18 protein-coding genes and 1 tRNA gene are annotated in these 20,784 nt (G+C 65.4%); 15 read left to right on the top strand and 4 right to left on the bottom strand.

Annotated features, from left to right (window positions below; translation table 11 throughout):
* Window positions 1–70 precede the first annotated feature (70 nt).
* Window positions 71–1,036: a tRNA 2-thiocytidine(32) synthetase TtcA gene (gene ttcA / locus F7R19_RS11995; protein ID WP_061956204.1), complete on the top strand. Its 966-nt coding sequence runs from the start codon at window positions 71–73 to the stop codon at window positions 1,034–1,036.
* A gap of 25 nt (window positions 1,037–1,061) precedes the next feature.
* On the opposite strand, the gene F7R19_RS11990 is transcribed toward ttcA, so the two are convergent.
* Window positions 1,062–1,868: a DUF6279 family lipoprotein gene (locus F7R19_RS11990; protein WP_061956377.1), complete on the bottom strand. Its 807-nt coding sequence runs from the start codon at window positions 1,866–1,868 to the stop codon at window positions 1,062–1,064.
* Between the two features lie 266 nt (window positions 1,869–2,134).
* Between F7R19_RS11990 and glmU the strand changes: the two genes are divergently transcribed.
* From glmU to F7R19_RS11950, 8 genes are all read left to right on the top strand, one after another.
* A complete protein-coding gene (gene glmU / locus F7R19_RS11985) occupies window positions 2,135–3,499 on the top strand; it encodes a bifunctional UDP-N-acetylglucosamine diphosphorylase/glucosamine-1-phosphate N-acetyltransferase GlmU (RefSeq protein ID WP_061956202.1) in 1,365 nt (454 codons plus the stop codon).
* A 12-nt stretch (window positions 3,500–3,511) separates the two neighbouring features.
* A complete protein-coding gene (gene glmS, locus F7R19_RS11980) occupies window positions 3,512–5,350 on the top strand; it encodes a glutamine--fructose-6-phosphate transaminase (isomerizing) (RefSeq protein ID WP_150980828.1) in 1,839 nt (612 codons plus the stop codon).
* A 352-nt stretch (window positions 5,351–5,702) separates the two neighbouring features.
* On the top strand, window positions 5,703–6,299 hold the full coding sequence (gene ribA / locus F7R19_RS11975) for a GTP cyclohydrolase II (RefSeq protein WP_061956375.1): 597 nt from the start codon (window positions 5,703–5,705) through the stop codon (window positions 6,297–6,299).
* Window positions 6,300–6,484: 185 nt separating this feature from the next.
* Complete coding sequence (locus tag F7R19_RS11970) at window positions 6,485–6,940, top strand: PA2169 family four-helix-bundle protein (protein ID WP_061956198.1); 456 nt, start codon at window positions 6,485–6,487, stop codon at window positions 6,938–6,940.
* A 231-nt stretch (window positions 6,941–7,171) separates the two neighbouring features.
* The gene (gene bfr / locus F7R19_RS11965; protein ID WP_150980827.1) at window positions 7,172–7,651 is read left to right on the top strand and encodes a bacterioferritin; all 480 of its coding nucleotides are present in this window, start codon (window positions 7,172–7,174) and stop codon (window positions 7,649–7,651) included.
* Between the two features lie 108 nt (window positions 7,652–7,759).
* A tRNA-Cys gene (locus F7R19_RS11960) sits at window positions 7,760–7,834 on the top strand.
* A 314-nt stretch (window positions 7,835–8,148) separates the two neighbouring features.
* Window positions 8,149–8,592 carry a GNAT family N-acetyltransferase gene (locus F7R19_RS11955; RefSeq protein ID WP_150980893.1) on the top strand — a complete coding sequence of 148 codons (444 nt, stop codon included), beginning with the start codon at window positions 8,149–8,151 and terminating at the stop codon, window positions 8,590–8,592.
* A gap of 72 nt (window positions 8,593–8,664) precedes the next feature.
* Window positions 8,665–9,648 (top strand): quinone oxidoreductase family protein, encoded by a 984-nt coding sequence (locus F7R19_RS11950; RefSeq protein WP_150980826.1) that lies wholly within the window; start codon window positions 8,665–8,667, stop codon window positions 9,646–9,648.
* Window positions 9,649–9,716: 68 nt separating this feature from the next.
* On the opposite strand, the gene dmeF is transcribed toward F7R19_RS11950, so the two are convergent.
* Complete coding sequence (dmeF, locus tag F7R19_RS11945; protein WP_150980825.1) at window positions 9,717–10,730, bottom strand: CDF family Co(II)/Ni(II) efflux transporter DmeF; 1,014 nt, start codon at window positions 10,728–10,730, stop codon at window positions 9,717–9,719.
* A 145-nt stretch (window positions 10,731–10,875) separates the two neighbouring features.
* Window positions 10,876–11,793, bottom strand: coding sequence for a LysR family transcriptional regulator (locus F7R19_RS11940; RefSeq protein WP_061959167.1), 918 nt, complete (start codon window positions 11,791–11,793; stop codon window positions 10,876–10,878).
* A gap of 136 nt (window positions 11,794–11,929) precedes the next feature.
* Between F7R19_RS11940 and leuC the strand changes: the two genes are divergently transcribed.
* The 4 genes from leuC (at window position 11,930) to F7R19_RS11920 (ending at window position 16,018) form a co-directional block, all read left to right on the top strand.
* Window positions 11,930–13,345, top strand: coding sequence for a 3-isopropylmalate dehydratase large subunit (gene leuC / locus F7R19_RS11935; RefSeq protein ID WP_150980823.1), 1,416 nt, complete (start codon window positions 11,930–11,932; stop codon window positions 13,343–13,345).
* Between the two features lie 14 nt (window positions 13,346–13,359).
* Window positions 13,360–14,022, top strand: a complete 663-nt coding sequence (leuD, locus tag F7R19_RS11930; protein WP_150980821.1) for a 3-isopropylmalate dehydratase small subunit — start codon at window positions 13,360–13,362, stop codon at window positions 14,020–14,022.
* Window positions 14,015–14,893, top strand: a complete 879-nt coding sequence (locus F7R19_RS11925) for an alpha/beta fold hydrolase (RefSeq protein WP_150980819.1) — start codon at window positions 14,015–14,017, stop codon at window positions 14,891–14,893. The genes leuD and F7R19_RS11925 overlap by 8 nt, the downstream gene beginning before the upstream one ends.
* A 510-nt stretch (window positions 14,894–15,403) precedes the next feature.
* Window positions 15,404–16,018, top strand: coding sequence for an acyloxyacyl hydrolase (locus F7R19_RS11920; RefSeq protein ID WP_150980818.1), 615 nt, complete (start codon window positions 15,404–15,406; stop codon window positions 16,016–16,018).
* A 77-nt stretch (window positions 16,019–16,095) separates the two neighbouring features.
* Here the strand turns inward: F7R19_RS11920 and F7R19_RS11915 are convergent, their stop codons facing one another.
* A complete protein-coding gene (locus tag F7R19_RS11915) occupies window positions 16,096–17,547 on the bottom strand; it encodes an aminotransferase-like domain-containing protein (protein WP_150980815.1) in 1,452 nt (483 codons plus the stop codon).
* Between the two features lie 327 nt (window positions 17,548–17,874).
* On the opposite strand from F7R19_RS11915, the gene F7R19_RS11910 reads away from it, so the two are divergent.
* Both F7R19_RS11910 and F7R19_RS11905 read left to right on the top strand, forming a co-directional pair.
* Window positions 17,875–19,206: an omega-aminotransferase AptA gene (locus F7R19_RS11910; protein ID WP_150980814.1), complete on the top strand. Its 1,332-nt coding sequence runs from the start codon at window positions 17,875–17,877 to the stop codon at window positions 19,204–19,206.
* Window positions 19,207–19,236: 30 nt separating this feature from the next.
* Window positions 19,237–20,754, top strand: a complete 1,518-nt coding sequence (locus tag F7R19_RS11905; RefSeq protein WP_150980812.1) for a CoA-acylating methylmalonate-semialdehyde dehydrogenase — start codon at window positions 19,237–19,239, stop codon at window positions 20,752–20,754.
* Window positions 20,755–20,784 lie beyond the last annotated feature (30 nt).

Here is a 20,784-nt window from a genome sequence, read left to right as displayed (position 1 = left end):
CGTCCATTCCGGCTTTTTTCTACGGGCTGGGGCCATTGTTCAGCGCCCGCGCCCGTTACAGGTACGTCTCATGAGTCACTCCGCTAACTTTTATCGCCTTGAAACCCGCCTGCAGTCGCTGACCGGCAAGGCCATCGGCGACTTCGGCATGATCGAGGACGGCGACACCGTGCTGGTCTGCATGAGTGGCGGCAAGGACTCGTACACGATGCTATCGGTCCTGATGGCGTTGCAGAAGCGCGCGCCGATCCAGTTCAAGCTGATCGCGATGAACCTGGACCAGAAGCAGCCCGGCTTTCCCGAGCACATCCTGCCCGAGTACCTGAAAACGCTGGGCGTGGAGTATGTGATCGTCGAGGCGGACACCTATTCGATCGTCAAGGAGAAGGTGCCCGAGGGCAAGACCACCTGCTCGCTGTGCTCGCGCCTGCGCCGCGGCGTGATCTATCGCACGGCCAAGGAGTTGGGCGCCAACAAGATCGCGCTCGGCCATCACCGCGACGACATCGTCAACACGTTCTTTCTGAACATGTTCTTCGGCGGCAAGATGAAGGCGATGCCGCCGAAACTGGCTACCGACGATGGCCAGCACATCGTGATCCGCCCGCTGGCGTACTGCGCGGAAAAGGACATCGCGTCCTACGCGCGCGCGATGGAATTCCCGATCATCCCGTGCAATCTGTGCGGCTCGCAGGAAAACCTGCAGCGCAAGAAAGTCAGCGAGATGCTGCAGGCGATGGAGCGCGAGAACCCCGGCCGCATCGACAATATTTTCTCGGCCCTGCGCAACGTGGTGCCGTCGCATCTGGCCGATACCGACCTGTTCCCGTTCACGGGACTGGCCACCGGGCTGGCGAAGGTGGACGAGGCTTCGCTGTTCGGGGAAACCACGTTCACGCAGCAGGCGCTGACGTTCACCGGCAATATCGACGCAAACCGCATGGAGTTCGTTCGCTTCGACAAGATCGGGAAAGCCGGCGAGCCCACCGCGCCCGCCGCTGCGGCCGAGCCTTCGGCCTCCGAACCGGCCGCCTGAGCGGCCGCCGGCCCGGCGCCGCGCATCACTGCGACGCCTGCGCCCGTGATCGGCCCTCGCGCATCAGCGAGCGCGTATCGTCGATCCATTTCTGGAACTGGTCCACCGCGTGAGCCTTCTGGCTCGGTGTGGTCAGGTTGGCGATCGTCACGGAGAGATCGACGCCCGCGGCGTTGCTGCGCTGCTGGCCGCTGGCGGGCCGCTGCCAATGGTCGGCGAATGTGCGCAGCATCGCCTCGACCTGCGGCTTGGGCGGACGGGTCGTCGAAATCTCGCGCGCCAGCGCGATCCACTCCTGCTGCCGTTTCACGCGTTCTGCATAGCGGGCGTCGGCGCCTTGCATGTACGGACCCATCGCCTCGCGGATGGTCTTTTCCTGCTCGCGCGAGAAGCCGCCGTAAATCAGCTTGGCGTAACCCATGATCTTGTCGAAGCGCGCGTCGGTGCGGGCTTCGGGATCCGACTTCAGGAATTCCTTGCGGTACTTGGCATTGCTGTCCGCAAACTTCGACTCCATGCGCTGGATCTGCTCGGGCGTCAGCGTCAGCATCAGGTCGGCCAGGTCCGGGATGGCGTTCTCGAACGCCTGCCGGCCCAGCCGGTTGGTGTCCTGCTGCACCTGGCGGATCATCGCCGCGTCCACCGGCCCGGCCACCTCGCCCTTGACGCGCGTGAGTACGGTGGCGATTTCCGGTAGTTGGGCCTGCCGGTGCCAGTCGAAGAAGCGCGCGATGGCGTCCTTGGTGGGCGGTTCCTGGGCGTCGGAAACGTCGACGTAACGGTCGATCCACCAATAGGCGAGCTTGTCGCCCTGCTGGTAGCCCAGCTTCATGGCGTTGCAGCCGACCAACGCCACGGCGACGGTAAATGCTGCAAACCATGCAAAAACGCGTCGTGACCAAATGTGAACAACCGTAACGCCAGGTGTTCGGGTCAATGGGGCGCGGGGGCGCGTGCTAGAATCGGCGCGCATCTTTCCAGGCCCGGCGGATCGCCCGCCAGCGCAGTCGTGGCAACGGTTTAGCCACGTCGGACGCAGTGCTTCGGGGCACGAATTCTTCCAATTTTTCTCAGACACACTCACTTAGGGACCTCCTTGTGAATATCGTCATTCTTGCCGCGGGCATGGGCAAGCGCATGAATTCCGCGCTGCCCAAGGTGCTGCATCCCGTTGCAGGGCGGCCCATGCTGGCCCATGTGCTCGACACCGCCCGCACGCTGTCGCCCACGCGGCTCGTGGTCGTGGTCGGCCATGGCGCCGATCAGGTACGCAACGCCGTGGCCGCCAGCGACGTGGCCTTTGCCGAGCAGAGCCAGCAACTTGGCACGGGCCACGCCGTCATGCAGGCACTGCCGCTGCTCGACGACAGCCAGCCCACGCTGGTGCTGTATGGCGACGTGCCGCTGACCAGCGCCGCAACGCTCCAGCATCTGGTGCAGGCCGCCGGCAGCGAGCGCCTGGGCGTGCTGACCGTCGAAATGCCCGATCCTACCGGATACGGCCGCATCGTTCGCGACGCCGCCGGCAACATCGTGCGGATCGTCGAGCAGAAGGACGCCAGCGAGGAAGTGCGCGCCATCCGCGAAATCAACACCGGCATCATCGTCTGCCCGACGCCGCTCCTGCGCCTCTGGCTCGCCACGCTGCGCAACGACAACGCGCAGGGCGAGTACTACCTTACCGACACCATCGAACGCGCCGCCAACGACGACGTGGAGATAGTGTCGTCCCAGCCTGCCGCGCTGTGGGAAACGCTCGGCGTCAACAGCAAGGTCCAACTGGCCGAAATCGAGCGTATTCACCAGCGCAACATCGCGCAACGTCTGCTTGAAGCAGGCGTCACGCTGCTCGATCCGGCACGCATCGATGTGCGTGGCGAACTCACATGCGGGCGCGACGTGACGATCGACGTCGGCTGCGTGTTCGAAGGCCGCGTGCATCTGGACGATGGCGTGCATATCGGCGCGCACTGCGTAATCCGCAACACCAGCGTCGCCGCCGGCGTGCGCGTGCAACCGTTCTGCCACTTCGAAGAAGCAAAGATCGGGCCGGATGGCCGCATCGGCCCTTACGCGCGGCTGCGTCCCGGTACCGAACTGGGCCAGGATGTGCATATCGGCAATTTCGTCGAAGTCAAGAACAGCCAGATCGCCAACCATAGCAAGGCCAATCATTTGGCCTACGTGGGCGACACGACGGTGGGCCAGCGCGTGAACATCGGCGCGGGCACGATCACCTGCAACTACGATGGCGTCAACAAGCACCGGACCATCATCGAGGACGACGTCTTCATCGGGTCGGACACGCAACTGGTGGCGCCGGTCACCGTGCGACGCGGCGCGACCATCGGCGCGGGCACCACGCTGACCAAGGAAGCGCCGGCCGACAAGCTCACGCTGTCGCGTGCAAAGCAGATGACTCTCGACGCGTGGCAGCGTCCGGTCAAGCAACCGAAAAAATAAAGGGGTTCAGAGATGTGTGGCATCGTCGGCGCGGTTTCGCACCGCAATATCGTACCGGTCCTGATCGAAGGGCTGCGTCGCCTGGAATATCGTGGTTATGACTCGTGCGGCGTGGCCGTCGTGCGCGACGCCATGCTGGAGCGCGCGCGCACGGTGTCGCGCGTGGCCGATCTGGACACACAGACGCAGGCGTCTGGCCTGGCCGGCGCCCTGGGCATCGCCCACACGCGCTGGGCCACGCATGGCAAGCCCGACACGGTCAACGCCCATCCGCATTTCTCGGACGAGACCATTGCGCTGGTGCACAACGGCATCATCGAAAACTACGAGCCGCTGCGCGACGAACTGCGCGCGGTCGGCTACGGCTTCGAATCGCAGACCGACACCGAAGTGGTGGCGCACCTGATCCACCAGGCCTATACCTATCCGAGCAGCGCCACGCGTGGCGATCTGTTCGGATCGGTGCGCGTGGTGACCAAGCGCCTGCACGGCGCCTACGCGATCGCCGTGGTCGCCAAGGACCAGCCTGACGTGGTGGTCGGCGCGCGCGCCGGATCGCCGCTGGTGGTGGCGCTGGGCAACGACGAAACGTTCCTGGCGTCGGACGCGCTGGCCGTGGCCGGCACCGCCAACCGCATCATCTATCTGGAAGAGGGCGATGTGGTGGAACTGACGCGCGCGGGCGCGAAGATCCGCGACGTGCACGATCACGAGGTGCAACGCGAGGCGCGCGTGGTGGAAGCCCACGCGGCGGCCGTCGAGCTGGGCCCGTACCGCCACTTCATGCAGAAGGAAATCTTCGAGCAGCCGCGCGCGCTGGGCGATACGCTCGAAGGCATCGCCGCCATCACGCCGGAACTGTTCGGCCCCAACGCCGCGCAGGTATTTACCGAGATCGACAGCATCCTGATCCTGGCGTGCGGCACCAGCTATTACTCGGGCTGCACTGCCAAGTACTGGCTCGAATCGATCGCCCGGATTCCCACACAGGTGGAAGTGGCCAGCGAGTACCGCTACCGCGAGACCGTGCCGAACCCGCGCGCGCTGGTGGTGGTGATCTCGCAGTCGGGCGAAACCGCCGATACCATGGCAGCGCTGCGCCATGCGCGCTCGCTTGGCCACACCCATACGCTGGCCATCTGCAATGTGGCGACCAGCGCGATGGTGCGCGAGACCGAACTAAGTTTCCTGACGCGCGCCGGAACCGAGATCGGTGTGGCGTCGACCAAGGCCTTCACCACGCAGCTGGCCGCGCTGTACATGCTGACGCTGGCGCTGGGCAAGGTGCGCGGCCATCTCACCGATGAGCAGGAAGCACAGGCGCTGACCAACCTGCGCCATCTGCCGGTTGCGCTGCACGGCGTGCTGGCGCTGGAGCCGCAGATCATCGCGTGGTCTGAGGATTTTGCGCGGCGCGAAAACGCACTGTTCCTGGGCCGTGGCCTGCACTATCCGATCGCGCTCGAAGGCGCGCTGAAGCTCAAGGAAATCTCCTACATCCACGCCGAGGCCTATCCGGCCGGCGAGCTCAAGCATGGCCCGCTTGCGCTGGTGACCGAGGCGATGCCGGTGGTGACGGTGGCGCCGAACGACGCCCTGCTGGAAAAGCTCAAGTCCAACATCCAGGAAGTGCGCGCGCGCGGCGGCCGGCTGTACGTGTTTGCCGACGCCGACACGCATATCCAGTCGTCCGACGGCATCCAGGTGATCCGCCTTCCCGAGCACTACGGCGCGCTGTCGCCAATCCTGCATGTGGTGCCGCTGCAATTGCTGGCCTATCACACGGCCTGCGCGCGCGGCACCGATGTGGACAAGCCACGCAATCTGGCCAAGTCCGTGACGGTGGAATAAACCGCATCGACGGTCCGCATTGGAGGGTCCGCGCTCGCTGTCCCGATGATGGCTTTTGGGACGCAGACGCTGGCCGACGAAACCGCCTTCGGGCGGTTTTGTTTTTCCGCCGCCCCATTGGCAAGGCTGCCGTGGGGCGGAGTTTGTGACGTCGGAACCGCTGCGTGCCGCCACGGCGCATGTAAAAACTTCTACCGGCAGGTAACCCTGCGCCCGATGGTGGATGGCGTTTCGCGGTATCCTTGCCGGCATCCCGCGTCCGCGCCTCTCCCAATCGGCGCGGCGCGGCGCGCCTGTCCCGTCCTGCATCATGCCGCGCGGGCACCATGGCGCTCCAGCGACTGCACACCATATGAAAGACCTAGAAAGTGAGCTGATCGGCTCCGCACGGCTGCCGACCCGCTACGGCGAATTTACCGCCCATGCCTTCCAGGGCGTGGACACCGGCACGGAACACCTGGCGTTATCGATGGGCGATCTGGCCGGCGAAAACCTGCTCGTGCGGCTGCATTCCGAATGCCTGACCGGCGACGTGTTCGGTTCCTGCCGCTGCGATTGCGGCGAACAGCTCGACCTGGCCATGCGCAAGATCGCCGAGGAAGGCCGCGGCGTGCTGCTGTATCTGCGCGGCCACGAGGGACGCGGCATCGGTTTGTCCAACAAGATCCGCGCCTACGCGCTGCAGGATGGCGGGCTCGATACCGTCGACGCCAATCTCGCGCTGGGCCAGGCCATCGACGCGCGCACCTATGCGTTCGCGGCCGATTTCCTGCGCCAGTGGGGCGTCAAGTCGATCCGCCTCATGAGCAACAATCCGGTGAAGATCAAGGCGCTGGAAGACGCCGGCATCCGTGTGACCGAACAGATGCGTCACATCGTGCCGTCCAATGCCGAGAACGAAAAATACCTCGCCACCAAGCGCTCGCGCATGGGCCACCTGCTCGATTAACGGCACATTTACGGCGATGTAGGTAAAAGCCGACAACCGCTTGCGAGGCCTCCCGACAGTGCTGGCGAGGCCGCTCCTCTATCTTGAATGCAAGGGCCGCGCGTGGCGATGCCAGGCGCGGCGTGTTCCATGCCACGCCGCGGATACGCCGCGTGGGCGTGGCAATGAGATAAGAGGAGTCCGCTATGGCTGATAACAATGTGTCTGTACTGAATGACCTGATCGAAGTCTCGCGAGACGGCGAGGAAGGCTTCCGCAAGGCCGCTGAAGACGCCAAGAATCCGGAACTGAAGACGCTGTTTTCGAGCCGGGCCGCAGAAATCGGCGCGGCCGTGCGCGAGCTGCAGGCCCAAGTCGCGGCACTGGGCGGCAAGCCGGAAGACCACGGCAGCGTGGCCGGCGCGCTGCATCGCGGCTGGATCAGCCTGCGCACCGCGGTGAGCGACCGCACTGATCTGGCCATCCTCGAGGAAACCGAAAAGGGCGAGGACGTCGCCAAGAAGAAATATGCCGAGGCGCTGCAGCAAACCGATCTCAGCTTCGATATTCGCGCGCTGATCGAGCGCCAGTATCAGGGCGTGCTGCGCAATCACGATCTGATCCGCGACCTGCGAAACCGTTATCGCGCGAGCGGCGAATAACAACTCAGGAAACGACTCAAGATTTTGACGCGGGCGTTTCGCGGCGTCCGCGCAAAATCGGTAAACGCCTCCATTGCGAGGCGCTTTTTATTTGCCTTAAATCGGAATCAATATCAATCTCACAATCATGCCAAAAGTGCGCGCATCGGCCGGAAACCCGCCCCGCGCTTGATCTTCCGGTATTGCGCATTACCATGAAAATGCTAATTACCGATGGCGAGGATCGAGGCGATGAAAACCGACAGGAAGGTAATTCAACTGCTGAACGGCCAACTCAAACACGAACTGACCGCCATCAACCAGTATTTTTTGCATGCGCGGATGTATCGGCATTGGGGACTCAAGGCGCTGGGCAAGCATGAATACGACGAGTCGATCGAGGAAATGAAGCACGCCGACCGGCTGATCGAACGCATCCTGATGCTCGACGGCCTGCCCAACCTGCAGGACCTGGACAAGTTGATGATCGGCGAGAACACCGAGGAAATGCTCGGCTGCGATCTGAAGCTCGAACTCGTGTCGCAGGCGTCCTGCAAGGAGGCGATCAAATACTTCGAATCGGTGAGCGATTACGTCTCGCGTGAGATCGTCACCGACATCCTGCACGACACCGAGGAGCATATCGACTGGCTGCAGACGCAACTGGAACTGCTGCGCAAGGTGGGCGTGCACAACTACCTGCAGTCGGCGATGGGCGAGCTCGACGAGTAACGGGCGCCCCGGCGTACAGCGCACGATCGCACGTCCTGCAGACTTTTTCGACTTCGGCTACACTGCGCCCCGCACCACTGAACGGCCTGCTCGGGCCGTCATCTCTAAGGCGGGGTGGCAGAGTGGTTATGCGGCGGCCTGCAAAGCCGCTTACGACGGTTCGATTCCGTATCCCCGCCTCCAGTTTTTCATTTAGGTTTTTCCCCCTGTTTTCCAACCCAATGCTGTCATGAGACGCGCCGATACTCGGGCGTGAACCTGGCGCATTTCATGCTCCGTTGCGGTAATGCATGGTGCGTGGCACATACGGTAAGTCCCCATCTGGAAACGCGCGTTCGATTGCGATACTGTGGGGCGCGTCGGCACCGGTGCAGCACCTGGTGCTCGCGCTGGTGCGTTGTCGTATGACCCGACGATGAGCGGCGCAACAGGCTGCGCCATGCAGAGCTTCCATGGCGTATCCGTCGCAACGTGATGACAGAAACAAGAGGCTCCCAATGATCAGAGATCTGCAAATCCGTGCGGCGCAGCCGACGGATGCGCCGGCCATCGGCGCCGTGCTGGAGCGTTGCGCCCTTCCGGTGGACGACTTGCCGCGCCTGGTCGGCAATTTCCATGTCGCCCTTCTCGACACCCAGCTGATTGGATGCGCCTGCGCCGAGCTGTTCGACGATACGGCGATCGTGCGCTCGGTGGCCGTGTTGCGTGAATGGCGCGACCAGGGCGTGGCCAGTCATCTGGTCAACGCAGTGATGATGCGCGCCCGCGCCAACGGCGCTCGCCGCGCCGTCCTGCTGACCTCGGCCTGCCCCAGCTATTTCGCGCGCTACGGTTTTTCGCTGATCCACGCCTCGAAGCTGCCGACGCAGGTGCTGGAAAGCCAGGAATTTCTACGGCTGCGCAATACCGGCGCGCTGTGCATGTGCGCGGAGCTGGCGTGAGCGCCGGCAGGATTCTGCAAAAGCGTCAATAATCTGGGCTCCCATATTTGCCGATTGCATCGAGGAGACCCCATGTCGACGACTGTCCGCGCCGTTCGCCTTCACGAATTTGGTTTGCCGCAGGTGATGCGGCTCGAGTCCGTCGAGCTGCCGCCGCCTGCAGCCGGTGAGGCGCGCGTGCGGCACACCGCGATCGGCTTCAACTTCATCGACATCTATCAGCGCCGCGGCACCTATCCGTTGCCGTCCGGCACCGGGCTCGGCCACGAGGCGGCCGGAGTGGTCGGGGCGGTGGGCGAGGGCGTGACCGACGTCGCCGTGGGCGATCGCGTTGCCTATATGAACGCCGGGCTGGGCGCCTACGCGGAAGGCCGCAACGTCCCCGTCGACAAGCTCGTGCGGCTGCCCGACAGCCTCGGCGACGAGCAGGCCGCCGCAGTGATCTTCAAGGGCATGACCGCGCAGTATCTGGTGCGCCATACCTACGCCGTGAAGCCGGGCGATACCGTGCTGGTGCACGCTGCGGCGGGCGGCGTGGGGCAGATTCTCAGCAGCTGGACCAAGGCGCTGGGCGCGCGCGTGATCGGCACGGCAGGGTCCGCCGCCAAATGCGCGACGGCCCGCGCGGCCGGTTGCGATATCGCGATCGACTACAGCCACGGCGATTGGGTCAAGCAGGTGCGTGACGCCACCGACGGCCGCGGCGTGAATGTGGTCTACGACGCCGTTGGCAAGGACACCTTCCTGGGCTCGCTCGATTGCGCGCAGACCTTTGGCATGGTGGTGCTGTACGGCGCGGCGTCGGGTCCGGCGCCGGCCATCGAACCGGAAATCCTCAACAAGAAGGGCTGCCTGTTCCTGACGCGCCCCTCGGTGTTTCCGCATAACGCGGACCCGGTGCGTTTTCGCGCCAATGCGAAGGACTTGTTCGACGCCGTCGCAGCGGGCCATGTGAAGGTCGATATCGGCGCGCGCTTTCCGCTGGCCGACGTGGCGCGCGCGCACGAAGCCGCGGAGCGCCGCGAAACTACCGGCGCGATCGTGCTGGTGCCCTGACGTGCCGTTTTGCCGTGACCGCCCGGCGCCATGTTTCGTGGCGCCGGGCGGTCAGTGGCGACGTGAGTTCAATGTCGATGTGTGGTCCGGCGCGACGCCGGGCCGTCATCGCACAGGTTGATCTCGACGCTGACGTGCACCAGTTCCTCGTGCACCGATAGCGCCTGTCGTACCCGTTGCGGCGTCAGCGCGCTGTCGTGCGTGACCAGGCTGGCGATGCAGGCGAACTGCTCGCGGCCCACGCGCCAGATGTGCAGATCCGCGACGCGCGTGCCGTCTTCACCCTGGGCAAACTGGTCGAGCACTTCGCGCACTTCGTCGACCACGGGATGATCCATCTCGCGATCGAGCAGCACGGTGCCGCTCTGGCGCATCAGGCCGATGGCCCAGCGTCCCACCAGCACCGCGCCAACCAGACCCATCGCCGGATCGAGCCAGCTCCAGCCCAGCCACCAACCGCCGGCCAGCGCGACGATGGCCAGCACCGACGTCGCCGCATCGGCCAGAACGTGCAGATATGCCGAACGCAGGTTGATGTCGTGGTGACCATGCGCGTGTCCGTGCCCTTGCCCGTGATGGTCATGCCCATGTTCGTGCCCATGGCCATGCGCATGATGATCGTGCCCGTGCGCGCCGCCCAGAATCCACGCGCAGCCCAGATTGACCAGCAGGCCGACTGCCGTGACTGCCATGGCCTGCTGATAATGGATCTGCGCCGGGCTGATCAGCCGCTCCACCGATCCGAACACCATCAGTGCGGCCACCCCCAGCAGGAATACCGCGCTGGCAAACGCCGCCAGCACTTCGATCTTCCAGGTGCCGAACGTGAAGCGCGCATCGTGCGCCAGCCGACGCGCGGCCGCGTACGCAAACGCCGACAGGCCGATCGCCACCGCGTGCGAACTCATATGCCAGCCGTCGGCCAGCAACGCCATCGAATTGAAGCCGAGACCGGCCGCGATCTCGATGGCCATCATCGCCAAAGTGATCCACATCACCAGCCGCGTGCCCCGTTCGGCAGCCGGGTTGCCGGTATCGAAAATGTGGGAATGGGTCCACGCGGAGAGGTTGTGCGTGTGCATGGGAATATCCGGAGCGTGAGGGCGGAAGCTGTTAGCGTAGCAGGGCCGCACGGCGCGCGATCGCACAACCCTGCGCGATAAAGGGCGATCCAACGCGCCGGGCGCACCAGTCTTCATATGGCGGCCTCCGGGTGCCGGCCGTCGCTTACCAGCCGTGGTAATCGGCGGCGGTGTCGTAACCGCCAAAGCGCTCGGCCATGAAGTCGACAAAGGCGCGTACGCGGGCCGACAGCTTGTCGCGCGACAGATACACCGCGTAGATGTCCGCCGGCGGCGCGGACCAGTCCGGCAGCACCTGTCGCAAGCGTCCCGAGCGCAGCAGCGGCGCCACTTCCCATTCCGATCGCAACACGATGCCGTGGCCCTGCAGTGCCCAGTTGACGGCCACTTCGCCATCGTTGGTGGCCGCCGCGCCGCGCACCTTGATGGTTTCCTGCCGACCCGCCGCCTGCAGGTGCCAGGTGCCATAGGCGGTTTCGCTTTCGCGAATGACGATACAGCGGTGCTGTTGCAAGGCGCGCGGCGAAGCGGGCTCGCCGTGCCGCGCCAGATACGCGGGCGACGCGCACAGCAGGCGGTGGTTCGGCGCCAGTTTGCGGGCGTTGAGCCGCGCATCGGGCAGGTCGCCCACCAGGATGCCGATATCGAACCCTTCCTCGGCCAGATTCAGCGCGCGGTCGGTCAGTTGCAACTGCACTTCCACTTCGGGATATGCGAGCAGGAAATCGCCCACCGCGGGCGCCAGGTGCCGGCGGCCGAAACCGAGCGTGGCATTCACGCGCAGCAATCCGCGCGGCGCCACGCGGCTGCCGCCCAAGCCTTGCTCCAGTTCTTCCAGTTCGGCCAGGATGCGTCCGCCTTGCGCCAGATAGGCCTCGCCTTCAGGCGTCACCGATAGCCGGCGCGTGGTGCGATTGAGCAGGCGCACGCCAAGCCGCGCCTCCAGGGCGGCCAGCCGCTTGCTGGCCGCCGACGGCGTCAGGCCCAGATGCTGGGCCGCGGCCGCCAGGCTGCCGCGCTTGACCAGCAGGATGAAAAAGGCGAGATCGGAAAAGGCGTCCATGGCGGAGGGCAGGGTGCAGGATTGCGCGCCAGACTCATGAATCCAGGGCACGAATGAATTGCGGATGGCGAAATTATAGCGATGAATTCCGCGATTAGACTGCCGTTCATCCCACTCTCCAGAACAGGCAGCCACCATGGCCGGACGCACGCTGTATCGGAAACTCGTGGAATCGCACACGGTTGTCACGCTCGATGCGGACAACGTGCTGCTCTACGCGGATCTGCACATCATGAACGAGTACACCAGCCCGCAAGCGTTTGCGGGACTGGCCGAGCAGGGCCGCCAAGTGGCGGCGCCGGGCCAGCAACTGGCGGTGGTCGACCACATCATCCCCACGCACGCGCAGTCGCCGCGCGTGATCCAGGACCCCGCGTCGGCGTTGCAGGCGCGCAATCTGAAACGCAACTGCGATCTGCACGGGATTGCGCTGTTCGACACCAACGATCCGCTGCAAGGCATCGAACATGTGATCGCGCCCGAGCACGGCATGATCCGCCCGGGCATGGTCGTGCTTTGCGGCGACAGCCACACCACCACGTATGGCGCGTTCGGCGCGCTGGGGTTTGGCATCGGCACATCGGAGGTCGAGCACGTGCTGGCCACGCAGACGCTGGTGTACCGGCTGGCGCAGGCCATGCGCATCCGCGTCGATGGCAGCCTGCCGCCGGGCACCACGTCGAAAGATCTGATCCTGCATGTCATCGCGCGCATCGGCGCTCAGGGCGCGCGCGGCTACGTGGTCGAATTCACCGGCAGCGCCATCGACGCGCTGTCGATGGAAGCGCGCATGACCCTGTGCAACATGGCCGTGGAGGCCGGCGCGCGCGGCGCGCTGATCGCGCCTGACGAGACGGCGATCGGCTACGTGCTGGCGCGCGCGGTCGATATCGATGGCCCGATGGCCGACGCGGCGCGCGCGGCATGGACGGCGCTGCATTCCGACGACGACGCGGTATTCGATGCCGAGCTGGCCTTCGACGCATCGGTCGTCGCGCCCTACGTGACATGGGGCACCAGTCCCGACCAGGCGATTCCGGTCACCGCCGTCGTGCCGCAACCGACCGATGCCGCGGACGCCAGCGCGCAGGCCGCCGCGGCGCGCGCGCTCGATTACATTGGCCTCGCGCCGGGCAGCACGCTGAGCGGCCTGCCGGTGCAGCGCGTGTTCATCGGATCGTGCACGAACGGCCGCATCGAAGACCTGCGCGCGGTGGCCGACGTGGTGCGCGGCCGCAAGTTGGCCGACGGCGTGCGCGCGATGGTGGTGCCGGGCTCGGGCGCGGTGCGCGATCAGGCCGAAGCCGAGGGCATTGCCGCGTTGCTGATCGACGCCGGCTTCGAATGGCGCAAGCCCGGCTGCTCGATGTGCCTGGCGATGAACGACGACGTGCTGTCGCCGGGCGAGCGCTGCGCATCGACCACCAATCGCAACTTCGAGGGCCGCCAGGGACGCGCCGGACGCACGCACCTGATGAGCCCCGCCATGGCCGCGGCGGCGGCCGTTACCGGCTGCATCACCGATGTGCGCCAACTGAACCCGCTCAATTGACCCGGAGTCCGAACATGTCGGCATTCACATTGATCGAGGGCGTCGGCGCGCCGCTGCCGCTGCCAAACCTCGATACCGATCAGATCATGCCCAAGCAGTTCCTGCGCGGCATCGACAAGTCCGGTCTCGACAAGGGCCTGCTCTACGACATGCGGTTCGACGAGCACGGCGCGCCGCGCGCCGATTTCGTGCTCAACCAGCCGGCGTGGCGCGATACGCGGGTGCTGGTGGCGGGCGCGAATTTCGGCTGCGGGTCCAGCCGCGAGCACGCCGTGTGGGGCCTGCAGCAGTTCGGTATCCGCGCCGTGATCGCGCCGAGTTTCGGCGAGATCTTTTACTCGAACGCGATGAACAACCGTCTGCTGCTGGCGATGCTGCCGCAGGCGGACGTCGATATCCTGATGCGCGCGGTCAGCGATCCAGTGGCGCCCGCGTCGATCCGCATCGACCTGTCGTCGATGACGGTGCGCGCCGGGTCGTTCGCCACGTCGTTCTCGATGTCGGCGCGCCATCTGGACATGTTCCGCCGCGGCCTCGATATCATCGGCATGTCGTTGACGCACGCCGCCGACATCGACGCCTTCGCGCGCCGCCATCACGCCGCCAGCCCGTGGCTGCGCGACGTGGCGGCGACGACCATGGCGCGGCTGGCAAAACAGGGAGACAGGCATGTTTGAGGGATTCGTCACGCATCGCATCGACCATGACGGGGTGCCGATTCACGCGGTGGTCGGCGGGGAAGGGCCGCCGTTGCTGCTGTTGCACGGCCATCCGCAGACGCACGTGATCTGGCACAAGGTGGCCGGCGAGCTGGCGCGCCACTTCACCGTGGTGGCGACCGACCTGCGCGGCTACGGCGACAGCGGCAAGCCCGCCGGGCTGCCCGACCACAGCAACTACAGCAAGCGCGTCATGGCGGCCGACCAGTTGGCCGTGATGCGCGCGCTCGGGTTCGAGCACTTCAGCGTGATGGCGCACGACCGCGGCGCGCGCGTGGCGCACCGGCTGGCCGTCGACCACCCGCAGGCGGTCCGCCGGCTGGTGACGCTGGACATCGCACCGACGCTGGCGATGTATGCGCAGACCAACGAGGCCTTCGCACGCGCCTATTACCACTGGTTTTTTCTGATTCGCCCGGCGCCGTTTCCGGAGACGCTGATCGAGGCCGATCCGGCGCTTTATCTGCGTCAGACCATGGGAAGCCGCAGCGCCGGCCTGGCCCCGTTTACCGACGCCGCGCTGGCCGAATATCTGCGCTGCCTGCAGCAGCCCGGATCGGCCCACGGCCTTTGCGAGGACTACCGCGCCAGCGCAGGCATCGACCTGGAACACGACCGCGCCGACATCGCCGCGGGCCGCATGATCGAGTGCGACATGCTGGCGTTGTGGGGCGCCGACGGTGCGGTTGGAAAATGTTTCCAGCCGCTCGAAGAATGGCGTCGCGTGGCGCGCCACGTCACCGGCCACGCGCTGCCGTGCGGCCACTACATTGCCGAGGAAATTCCCGCCCGCCTGCTGGAAGAAGTCCTACCGTTTCTGCGCGGCTGATTTACCCAACCCTTTGAATTTTCTGAGAATCTTCGCCCCGACCGCGCCCCGTGCGCCGTCGGGGCGCTGCGCATGGGCCGAGCGTGACGGCTGCCAGCGACGCTACGGCGAGCACATTTGCCGCGTCCGTACCGCCAAAATTTTTGATTCGTCCGTTTAACCCTCGGCGTGCAGGGTTGTTGGCGCGCTGGCATGATGCGCCTTGGAGATTTTTCTGATTGATCGATCACTGTCAATGAAGTGCGCGACAGTCGACGCCCCGATACATACATTCATGCATGTATAATGCGTCGCAAAAATTCGATTCAAAGCCTCCACTCTGCTGTTGATTTTCACAATGACTTACCGTTTTATTGCAGGCTGCCTCGCCGTCTGGCTCGGAATTTGTGTTGCCGCGAGCTGGTTGGTGGAGCGGCTCTGGGCCTGACTGCCCGGAGCGCCCTGGTGCTTCCGATCGGTCAGGCATTCGATTCCGTTTGCCGAGCCACTCTCTCTTCGATGCCCCCGAACATGAAGACAGAACAACAACAACGCCGCATGCACCTCGCTCAAAAATCCCGAAGCCTCCTTATCGTCCGCACCGTTGCCCTCGCCGCGCTTGCCGCCGGCGCCAGTTCCGCTGCCAGCGCCGAAGAACTGGTTGGCTGGAGCCACCCCGCCGTGCACGTCGCGATGGGCCGCGATCCGAGCCACGGCGTCAACAAGTATGAACTCGGCCTGAACTTCAACACGCCGATCCAGTACGGCAATCCGCAGGGATGGCTGTTCCGCCTGCAGGGCGAATTCAACGTCGCAGGCTGGGATGCGCGCAGCGGCACCAATCAACAGAATCTGTTCGAATTCGGCGTGTCGCCGATCTTCCGCGTGGAAAAGCGCGGCGGCTATTTCGTGCCGTTTGCCGAGGCCTCGGTGGGCCTGCGCGTGCTGAGCCATACCGGCACGTCGGACCAGAACCGCTCGGGCACCGCGTTCCAGTTCTCCGACATGGTCGGCATCGGCGTGGGCTTCGGCAAGAACGCCAACACCGAAGTGGGCTTCCGCTTCCAGCACATCTCCAACGCCGGCATCAAGGAACCGAACCCGGGCAGCAACTTCTACACCGGGTACGTGCGCTACCGCTTCTGAGCGGCATGGCATCGCGGCGCACCCGCTGTCGGCGGGTTTCGCGCCGATCTCGCGCCGATAGCGGTCCGAAGGGCGGCTCAGGCGGCGCGGGCGATTTCCGTCCCGCCGCGCACGGCATCGAAAAATGCCCACAATTGCGGCGCATCGCTGGTCGCCACGTTGAAGCGGATCCATGGCGAATCGGTTTCCCCCGGTTCGAAGTACGATCCTGGCGCGAGCCAGATGCCGTGTTCCAGCGCCAGCGTGGCGAGCCGGTTGCCGGTGAGCGCCGCTCCGGCTGCGCCCGGCGCCTGCGCCAGCCGGGCCCAGGCAAACATGCCGCCTTCGGGCCGCAGCATGATTTCCAGCCCATGCGCTTCCATTTTTTCCGTCACGTGATCCTGCTGCGCGCGTAGCCGTTCGGCCAGCGCGGCGACGTGGCGTCCATAGTGGCCGCTGGTCAGCACCGAATACACGAGCCGCTCGGTCACTTCCGACGAGGTCAGTCCGACCGCCATCTTGGTGCGCGCAAATGCCTTGGCAAGATCGGGGCTGGCCGCCAGATAGCCGACGCGCAGCGACGGCGTGATCGTTTTCGAGAAGCCATTCACGTAGACCACCTGCGACAGGCCGTCCATGGCCGCCAGCATCGGCGATCCGGCCGGCGCCAGTTCGCGATAGATATCGTCCTCCACCACCAGCAGGCGGTGCTGCTCGGCCAGTTGCAGCACCCGGAACGCATTCATGCTGGTCAGCGTGGCGCCGGTCGGATTCTGCAGCACCGTGTTGACGAATAGTGCGCGCGGCGCGTGCTGGCGGATCGCGTCGTCGAGCGCATCGGTGTCCAGGCCCGCCGCCGTGCGCGGCACGCCAATGGCGCGCAATCCCGCCAGCCGCAGGATCTGCAGCAGATTGCAATAGCACGGCGATTCCACCAGTACCGTGTCGCCGGGCTGCAGCAGCGTTCGCACCACCAGATCCAGCGCCTGGGTGGCGCCCTGGGTGAGCACCACCTGCTGCGCCTGCACCGGCATGCCGTACTGGCTCAGGTGCACGGCGATATGCTCGCGCAGCGCGCCGAAGCCGTATGGGTGGCCGTAGCCCGATACCTGCGCCGCAGGCACGCGCGCCGCGCTGCGCATCGCCTGATGCAGGCCTTCCTCGTTGAGCCAGTCGCCGGGCAGCCATCCGGCGCCGGCCTTGATCGGCACCGAATGGTCGGCAAACACATCGGACAACAGCCACGCCGCGTTGAGCCCCGGCGCTTCCCAGTGCGGCGCACGCGGATGGCCGGCCGGCGCGTGGCGATGCGCCACCGTATAACCCGAGCCCGGCCGCGCCGCCAGATAACCGAGCGCCGTCAAGCGGCCATAGGCTTCGGCCACGGTGAAGGTGCTGACGTTGTGCTGCTGGGCCAGCCGGCGCACCGACGGCAGCGATGCGCCGGCGCGCAGTGCGCGGCGATCGATCAGCGCGGCGATGCCGGCGACGATCTGCTCGGTCAGTGTTTCGCCGCCGCGGCGGCTGCGGATCAGGTTCAGGTTGAGCATGCGGCGCGTGGAACGAATCAAAACCTGTACAGTGTACTGGCATGCGGACCGCTTCGGCGTGGACCGGGTGTTTTGATGCGTTGCAGCGTGGATCGGCCGTGAATTGGGCGTGGAACCGGCATTTCAGCACTGCAACGGGCGCGCCATGGCGGCTGGCGAAATGTCGCGGCGCGGCGCGATATCTATACAGTTACCGCGCGTGGAACTGTACGGTCAGCTGTCGATCTCCAGACCGTATATTCTTTAGGCCAGACCCCGCCGGTAGAGTGGCCGACATCCGTGGCGCACCGCCGTGCCACGCTGCTTACACCGCTATCAGGAGAATGTATGGACGCCGCCAAAACCGTGATTCCCGATCTCGAAGCCCTGTGGATGCCGTTCACGGCCAATCGCCAGTACAAGGCCGCGCCGCGCCTGCTGGCCTCGGCCAGCGGCATGTACTACACGACCCACGACGGACGTCGCGTGCTCGATGGGTGCGCGGGCCTGTGGTGCGTGGCGGCTGGCCACGCGCGCAAGGAAATCGTCGAGGCGATCGCGCACCAGGCGGCCACGCTCGACTACGCACCGCCGTTCCAGATGGGCCACCCGCTGGAATTCGAAGCCGCCACCAAGGTGGCCTCGATCATGCCGCAGGGACTCGATCGTATCTTCTTCACGAATTCCGGCTCCGAATCGGTCGACACGGCGCTGAAGATCGCGCTGGCCTACCATCGCGCGCGCGGCGAAGGGCAACGCACGCGCATCATCGGCCGCGAACGCGGTTATCACGGTGTTGGCTTTGGCGGCATGGGCGTCGGCGGCATCGGGCCGAATCGCAAGATGTGGTCGGCCAACGTGATGCCGGGCACCGATCATCTGCCCGCCACGCTCAATATCGCCGAGGCCGCGTTCTCGAAAGGCCAGCCGCAGTGGGGCGCCCATCTGGCCGACGAACTCGAACGCCTGGTCGCGCTGCACGATGCCTCGAACATCGCTGCCGTCATCGTCGAGCCGCTGGCCGGCTCGGCCGGGGTTCTGGTGCCGCCGGTCGGCTATCTGGAAAAGCTGCGCGAAATCACCAGCAAGCACGGCATCCTGCTGATCTTCGACGAGGTCATCACCGCATTCGGCCGCCTTGGTGCGGCTACCGCGGCCGAGCGCCTGAAGGTGACGCCGGACCTGATCACGATGGCCAAGGCCATCAACAATGCCGCGGTGCCGATGGGCGCAGTGGCGGTGCGCCGCGAAGTGCACGACGCCGTGATCAACGCCACGGCCGCTGGTGCGATCGAACTGCCGCACGGCTACACCTATTCGGGCCATCCGCTGGCGATGGCGGCCTGTATCGCCACGCTGGGCATCTACAAGCGCGACAAGCTGTTCGAACGCGCTGCCGAGATGTCGGCAAAATTCGAATCGGCCGTGCATGCGCTGCGCGGCGCGCCGTATGTGAAAGACATCCGCAACCTCGGCATGGTGGCCGGTGTGGAACTGGAATCGCGTCCGGGCGCACCGGGTGCGCGTGCCTATGAGGCGTTCCTGAAATGCCTGGAGCTTGGCGTGCTGGTGCGCTACACCGGCGATATCCTGGCATTCTCGCCACCACTGATCATTTCCGAGGCCGAGATCGATCAGTTGTTCGACACCGTGAAGCAGGCACTGCAGAGTGTGAAGTAAGACCTGCCCGCCATTGAGAGGAAGACCGCAGTGAATATCGCAGAAAACCGGCAGATCGCCGAAATCCATCACTACATCGGCGGCACCGTGCAGCGCGCGGGCACCGACCGCTTTGCCGATGTGTTCAACCCGGCCACGGGCGACGTCGCGGCGCGCGTGGCGATGGGCACCGCCGACGATGTGGCGGCCGCGGTGGCCGCCGCCAAGGCGGCATGGCCGGCCTGGGCGGAAACCCCGCCGCTGCGCCGCGCACGCATCCTGTTCAAGTTCAAGGAACTGCTGGACCGCCATCACGATGACCTGGCCGCGCTGATCACGCGCGAGCACGGCAAGGTGTTTTCCGATGCGAAGGGCGAAGTCACGCGCGGCATCGAGGTCGTGGAGTTTGCCTGCGGGATTCCCAACCTGCTCAAGACCGATTTCACCGACAACATCGGCGGCGGCATCGACAACTGGAACCTGCGCCAGCCGCTGGGCGTGGTGGCCGGCATTACGCCGTTCAACTTCCCGGTGATGGTGCCGATGTGGATGTTCCCGGTGGCGCTGGCGTGCGGCAACACGTTCGTGCTCAAGCCGTCCGAGCGCGATCCGTCGCCGAGCCTGCTGATCGCCGACCTGCTCAAGCAGGCCGGGCTGCCCGATGGCGTGTTCAACGTGGTGCAGGGCGACAAGACCGCTGTCGACGCGCTGCTGGCGCATCCCGATGTGCAGGCGCTGTCGTTTGTCGGATCCACGCCGATCGCCGAATACATCTACACGGAAGGCACGCGGCACGGCAAGCGCGTGCAGGCGCTGGGCGGCGCAAAGAACCACCTGGTGGTGATGCCCGACGCCGATCTGGACCAGGCTGTCGATGCGCTGGTGGGCGCCGCGTACGGCTCGGCCGGCGAGCGTTGCATGGCGATTTCCGTGGCGGTGGCGGTGGGCGATGTGGCCGACCGGCTGGTGCCGCGCCTGGCCGAGCGCGCCGCGACGCTGAAGATCCGCAACGGCATGGAGGCCGACGCCGAGATGGGCCCGCTGGTCACCGCCGCGCACAAGGCCAAGGTCGAAGGCTATATCGCCAAGGGCGTGGCCGAAGGCGCGCAACTGGTGACCGATGGCCGCGGCCACAAGGTCGACGGTCACGACAACGGATTCTTCGTCGGCGGCACGCTGTTCGATCACGTCAAGCCGGACATGACGATCTACAAGGAAGAGATCTTCGGGCCGGTGCTGTCGGTGGTGCGCGTGCACGACTTTGCCGAAGCGGTGGATCTGATCAATCGGCACGAATTTGGTAACGGCGTGTCGTGCTACACCAGCGACGGCGGTATCGCCCGCGCGTTCGCTCGCCAGATCCAGGTGGGCATGGTCGGCATCAACGTGCCGATTCCAGTGCCGATGGCGTGGCATTCGTTTGGTGGCTGGAAGCGCTCGCTGTTTGGCGATCATCACGCCTATGGCGAAGAGGGCGTGCGCTTCTACACGCGCTACAAGAGCGTGATGCAGCGCTGGCCGGACAGCATCGCCAAGGGCGCCGAGTTCACGATGCCGGTGGCGAAGTAATTGCGCACGCAGTCACGGACTGCATAGAAG

Source organism: Cupriavidus pauculus (genome assembly GCF_008801835.1).
Lineage (GTDB): Bacteria > Pseudomonadota > Gammaproteobacteria > Burkholderiales > Burkholderiaceae > Cupriavidus > Cupriavidus pauculus.
This window is presented reverse-complemented; position numbering and strand designations above follow the sequence as displayed.

Bases quoted from the DNA above. Each gene is read 5' to 3' on its own strand.
- F7R19_RS11920 (WP_150980818.1), top strand. From the start codon at position 15,404: ATGAAGACAGAACAACAACAACGCCGCATGCACCTCGCTCAAAAATCC.
- F7R19_RS11910 (WP_150980814.1), top strand. From the start codon at position 17,875: ATGGACGCCGCCAAAACCGTGATTCCCGATCTCGAAGCCCTGTGGATG.
- F7R19_RS11950 (WP_150980826.1), top strand. From the start codon at position 8,665: ATGTCGACGACTGTCCGCGCCGTTCGCCTTCACGAATTTGGTTTGCCG.
- F7R19_RS11955 (WP_150980893.1), top strand. From the start codon at position 8,149: ATGATCAGAGATCTGCAAATCCGTGCGGCGCAGCCGACGGATGCGCCG.
- ribA (WP_061956375.1), top strand. From the start codon at position 5,703: ATGAAAGACCTAGAAAGTGAGCTGATCGGCTCCGCACGGCTGCCGACC.
- dmeF (WP_150980825.1), bottom strand. From the start codon at position 10,730: ATGCACACGCACAACCTCTCCGCGTGGACCCATTCCCACATTTTCGAT.
- F7R19_RS11970 (WP_061956198.1), top strand. From the start codon at position 6,485: ATGGCTGATAACAATGTGTCTGTACTGAATGACCTGATCGAAGTCTCG.
- F7R19_RS11940 (WP_061959167.1), bottom strand. From the start codon at position 11,793: ATGGACGCCTTTTCCGATCTCGCCTTTTTCATCCTGCTGGTCAAGCGC.
- glmS (WP_150980828.1), top strand. From the start codon at position 3,512: ATGTGTGGCATCGTCGGCGCGGTTTCGCACCGCAATATCGTACCGGTC.
- leuD (WP_150980821.1), top strand. From the start codon at position 13,360: ATGTCGGCATTCACATTGATCGAGGGCGTCGGCGCGCCGCTGCCGCTG.
- ttcA (WP_061956204.1), top strand. From the start codon at position 71: ATGAGTCACTCCGCTAACTTTTATCGCCTTGAAACCCGCCTGCAGTCG.
- leuC (WP_150980823.1), top strand. From the start codon at position 11,930: ATGGCCGGACGCACGCTGTATCGGAAACTCGTGGAATCGCACACGGTT.
- F7R19_RS11990 (WP_061956377.1), bottom strand. From the start codon at position 1,868: ATGAAGCTGGGCTACCAGCAGGGCGACAAGCTCGCCTATTGGTGGATC.
- bfr (WP_150980827.1), top strand. From the start codon at position 7,172: ATGAAAACCGACAGGAAGGTAATTCAACTGCTGAACGGCCAACTCAAA.
- F7R19_RS11925 (WP_150980819.1), top strand. From the start codon at position 14,015: ATGTTTGAGGGATTCGTCACGCATCGCATCGACCATGACGGGGTGCCG.
- F7R19_RS11915 (WP_150980815.1), bottom strand. From the start codon at position 17,547: ATGCTCAACCTGAACCTGATCCGCAGCCGCCGCGGCGGCGAAACACTG.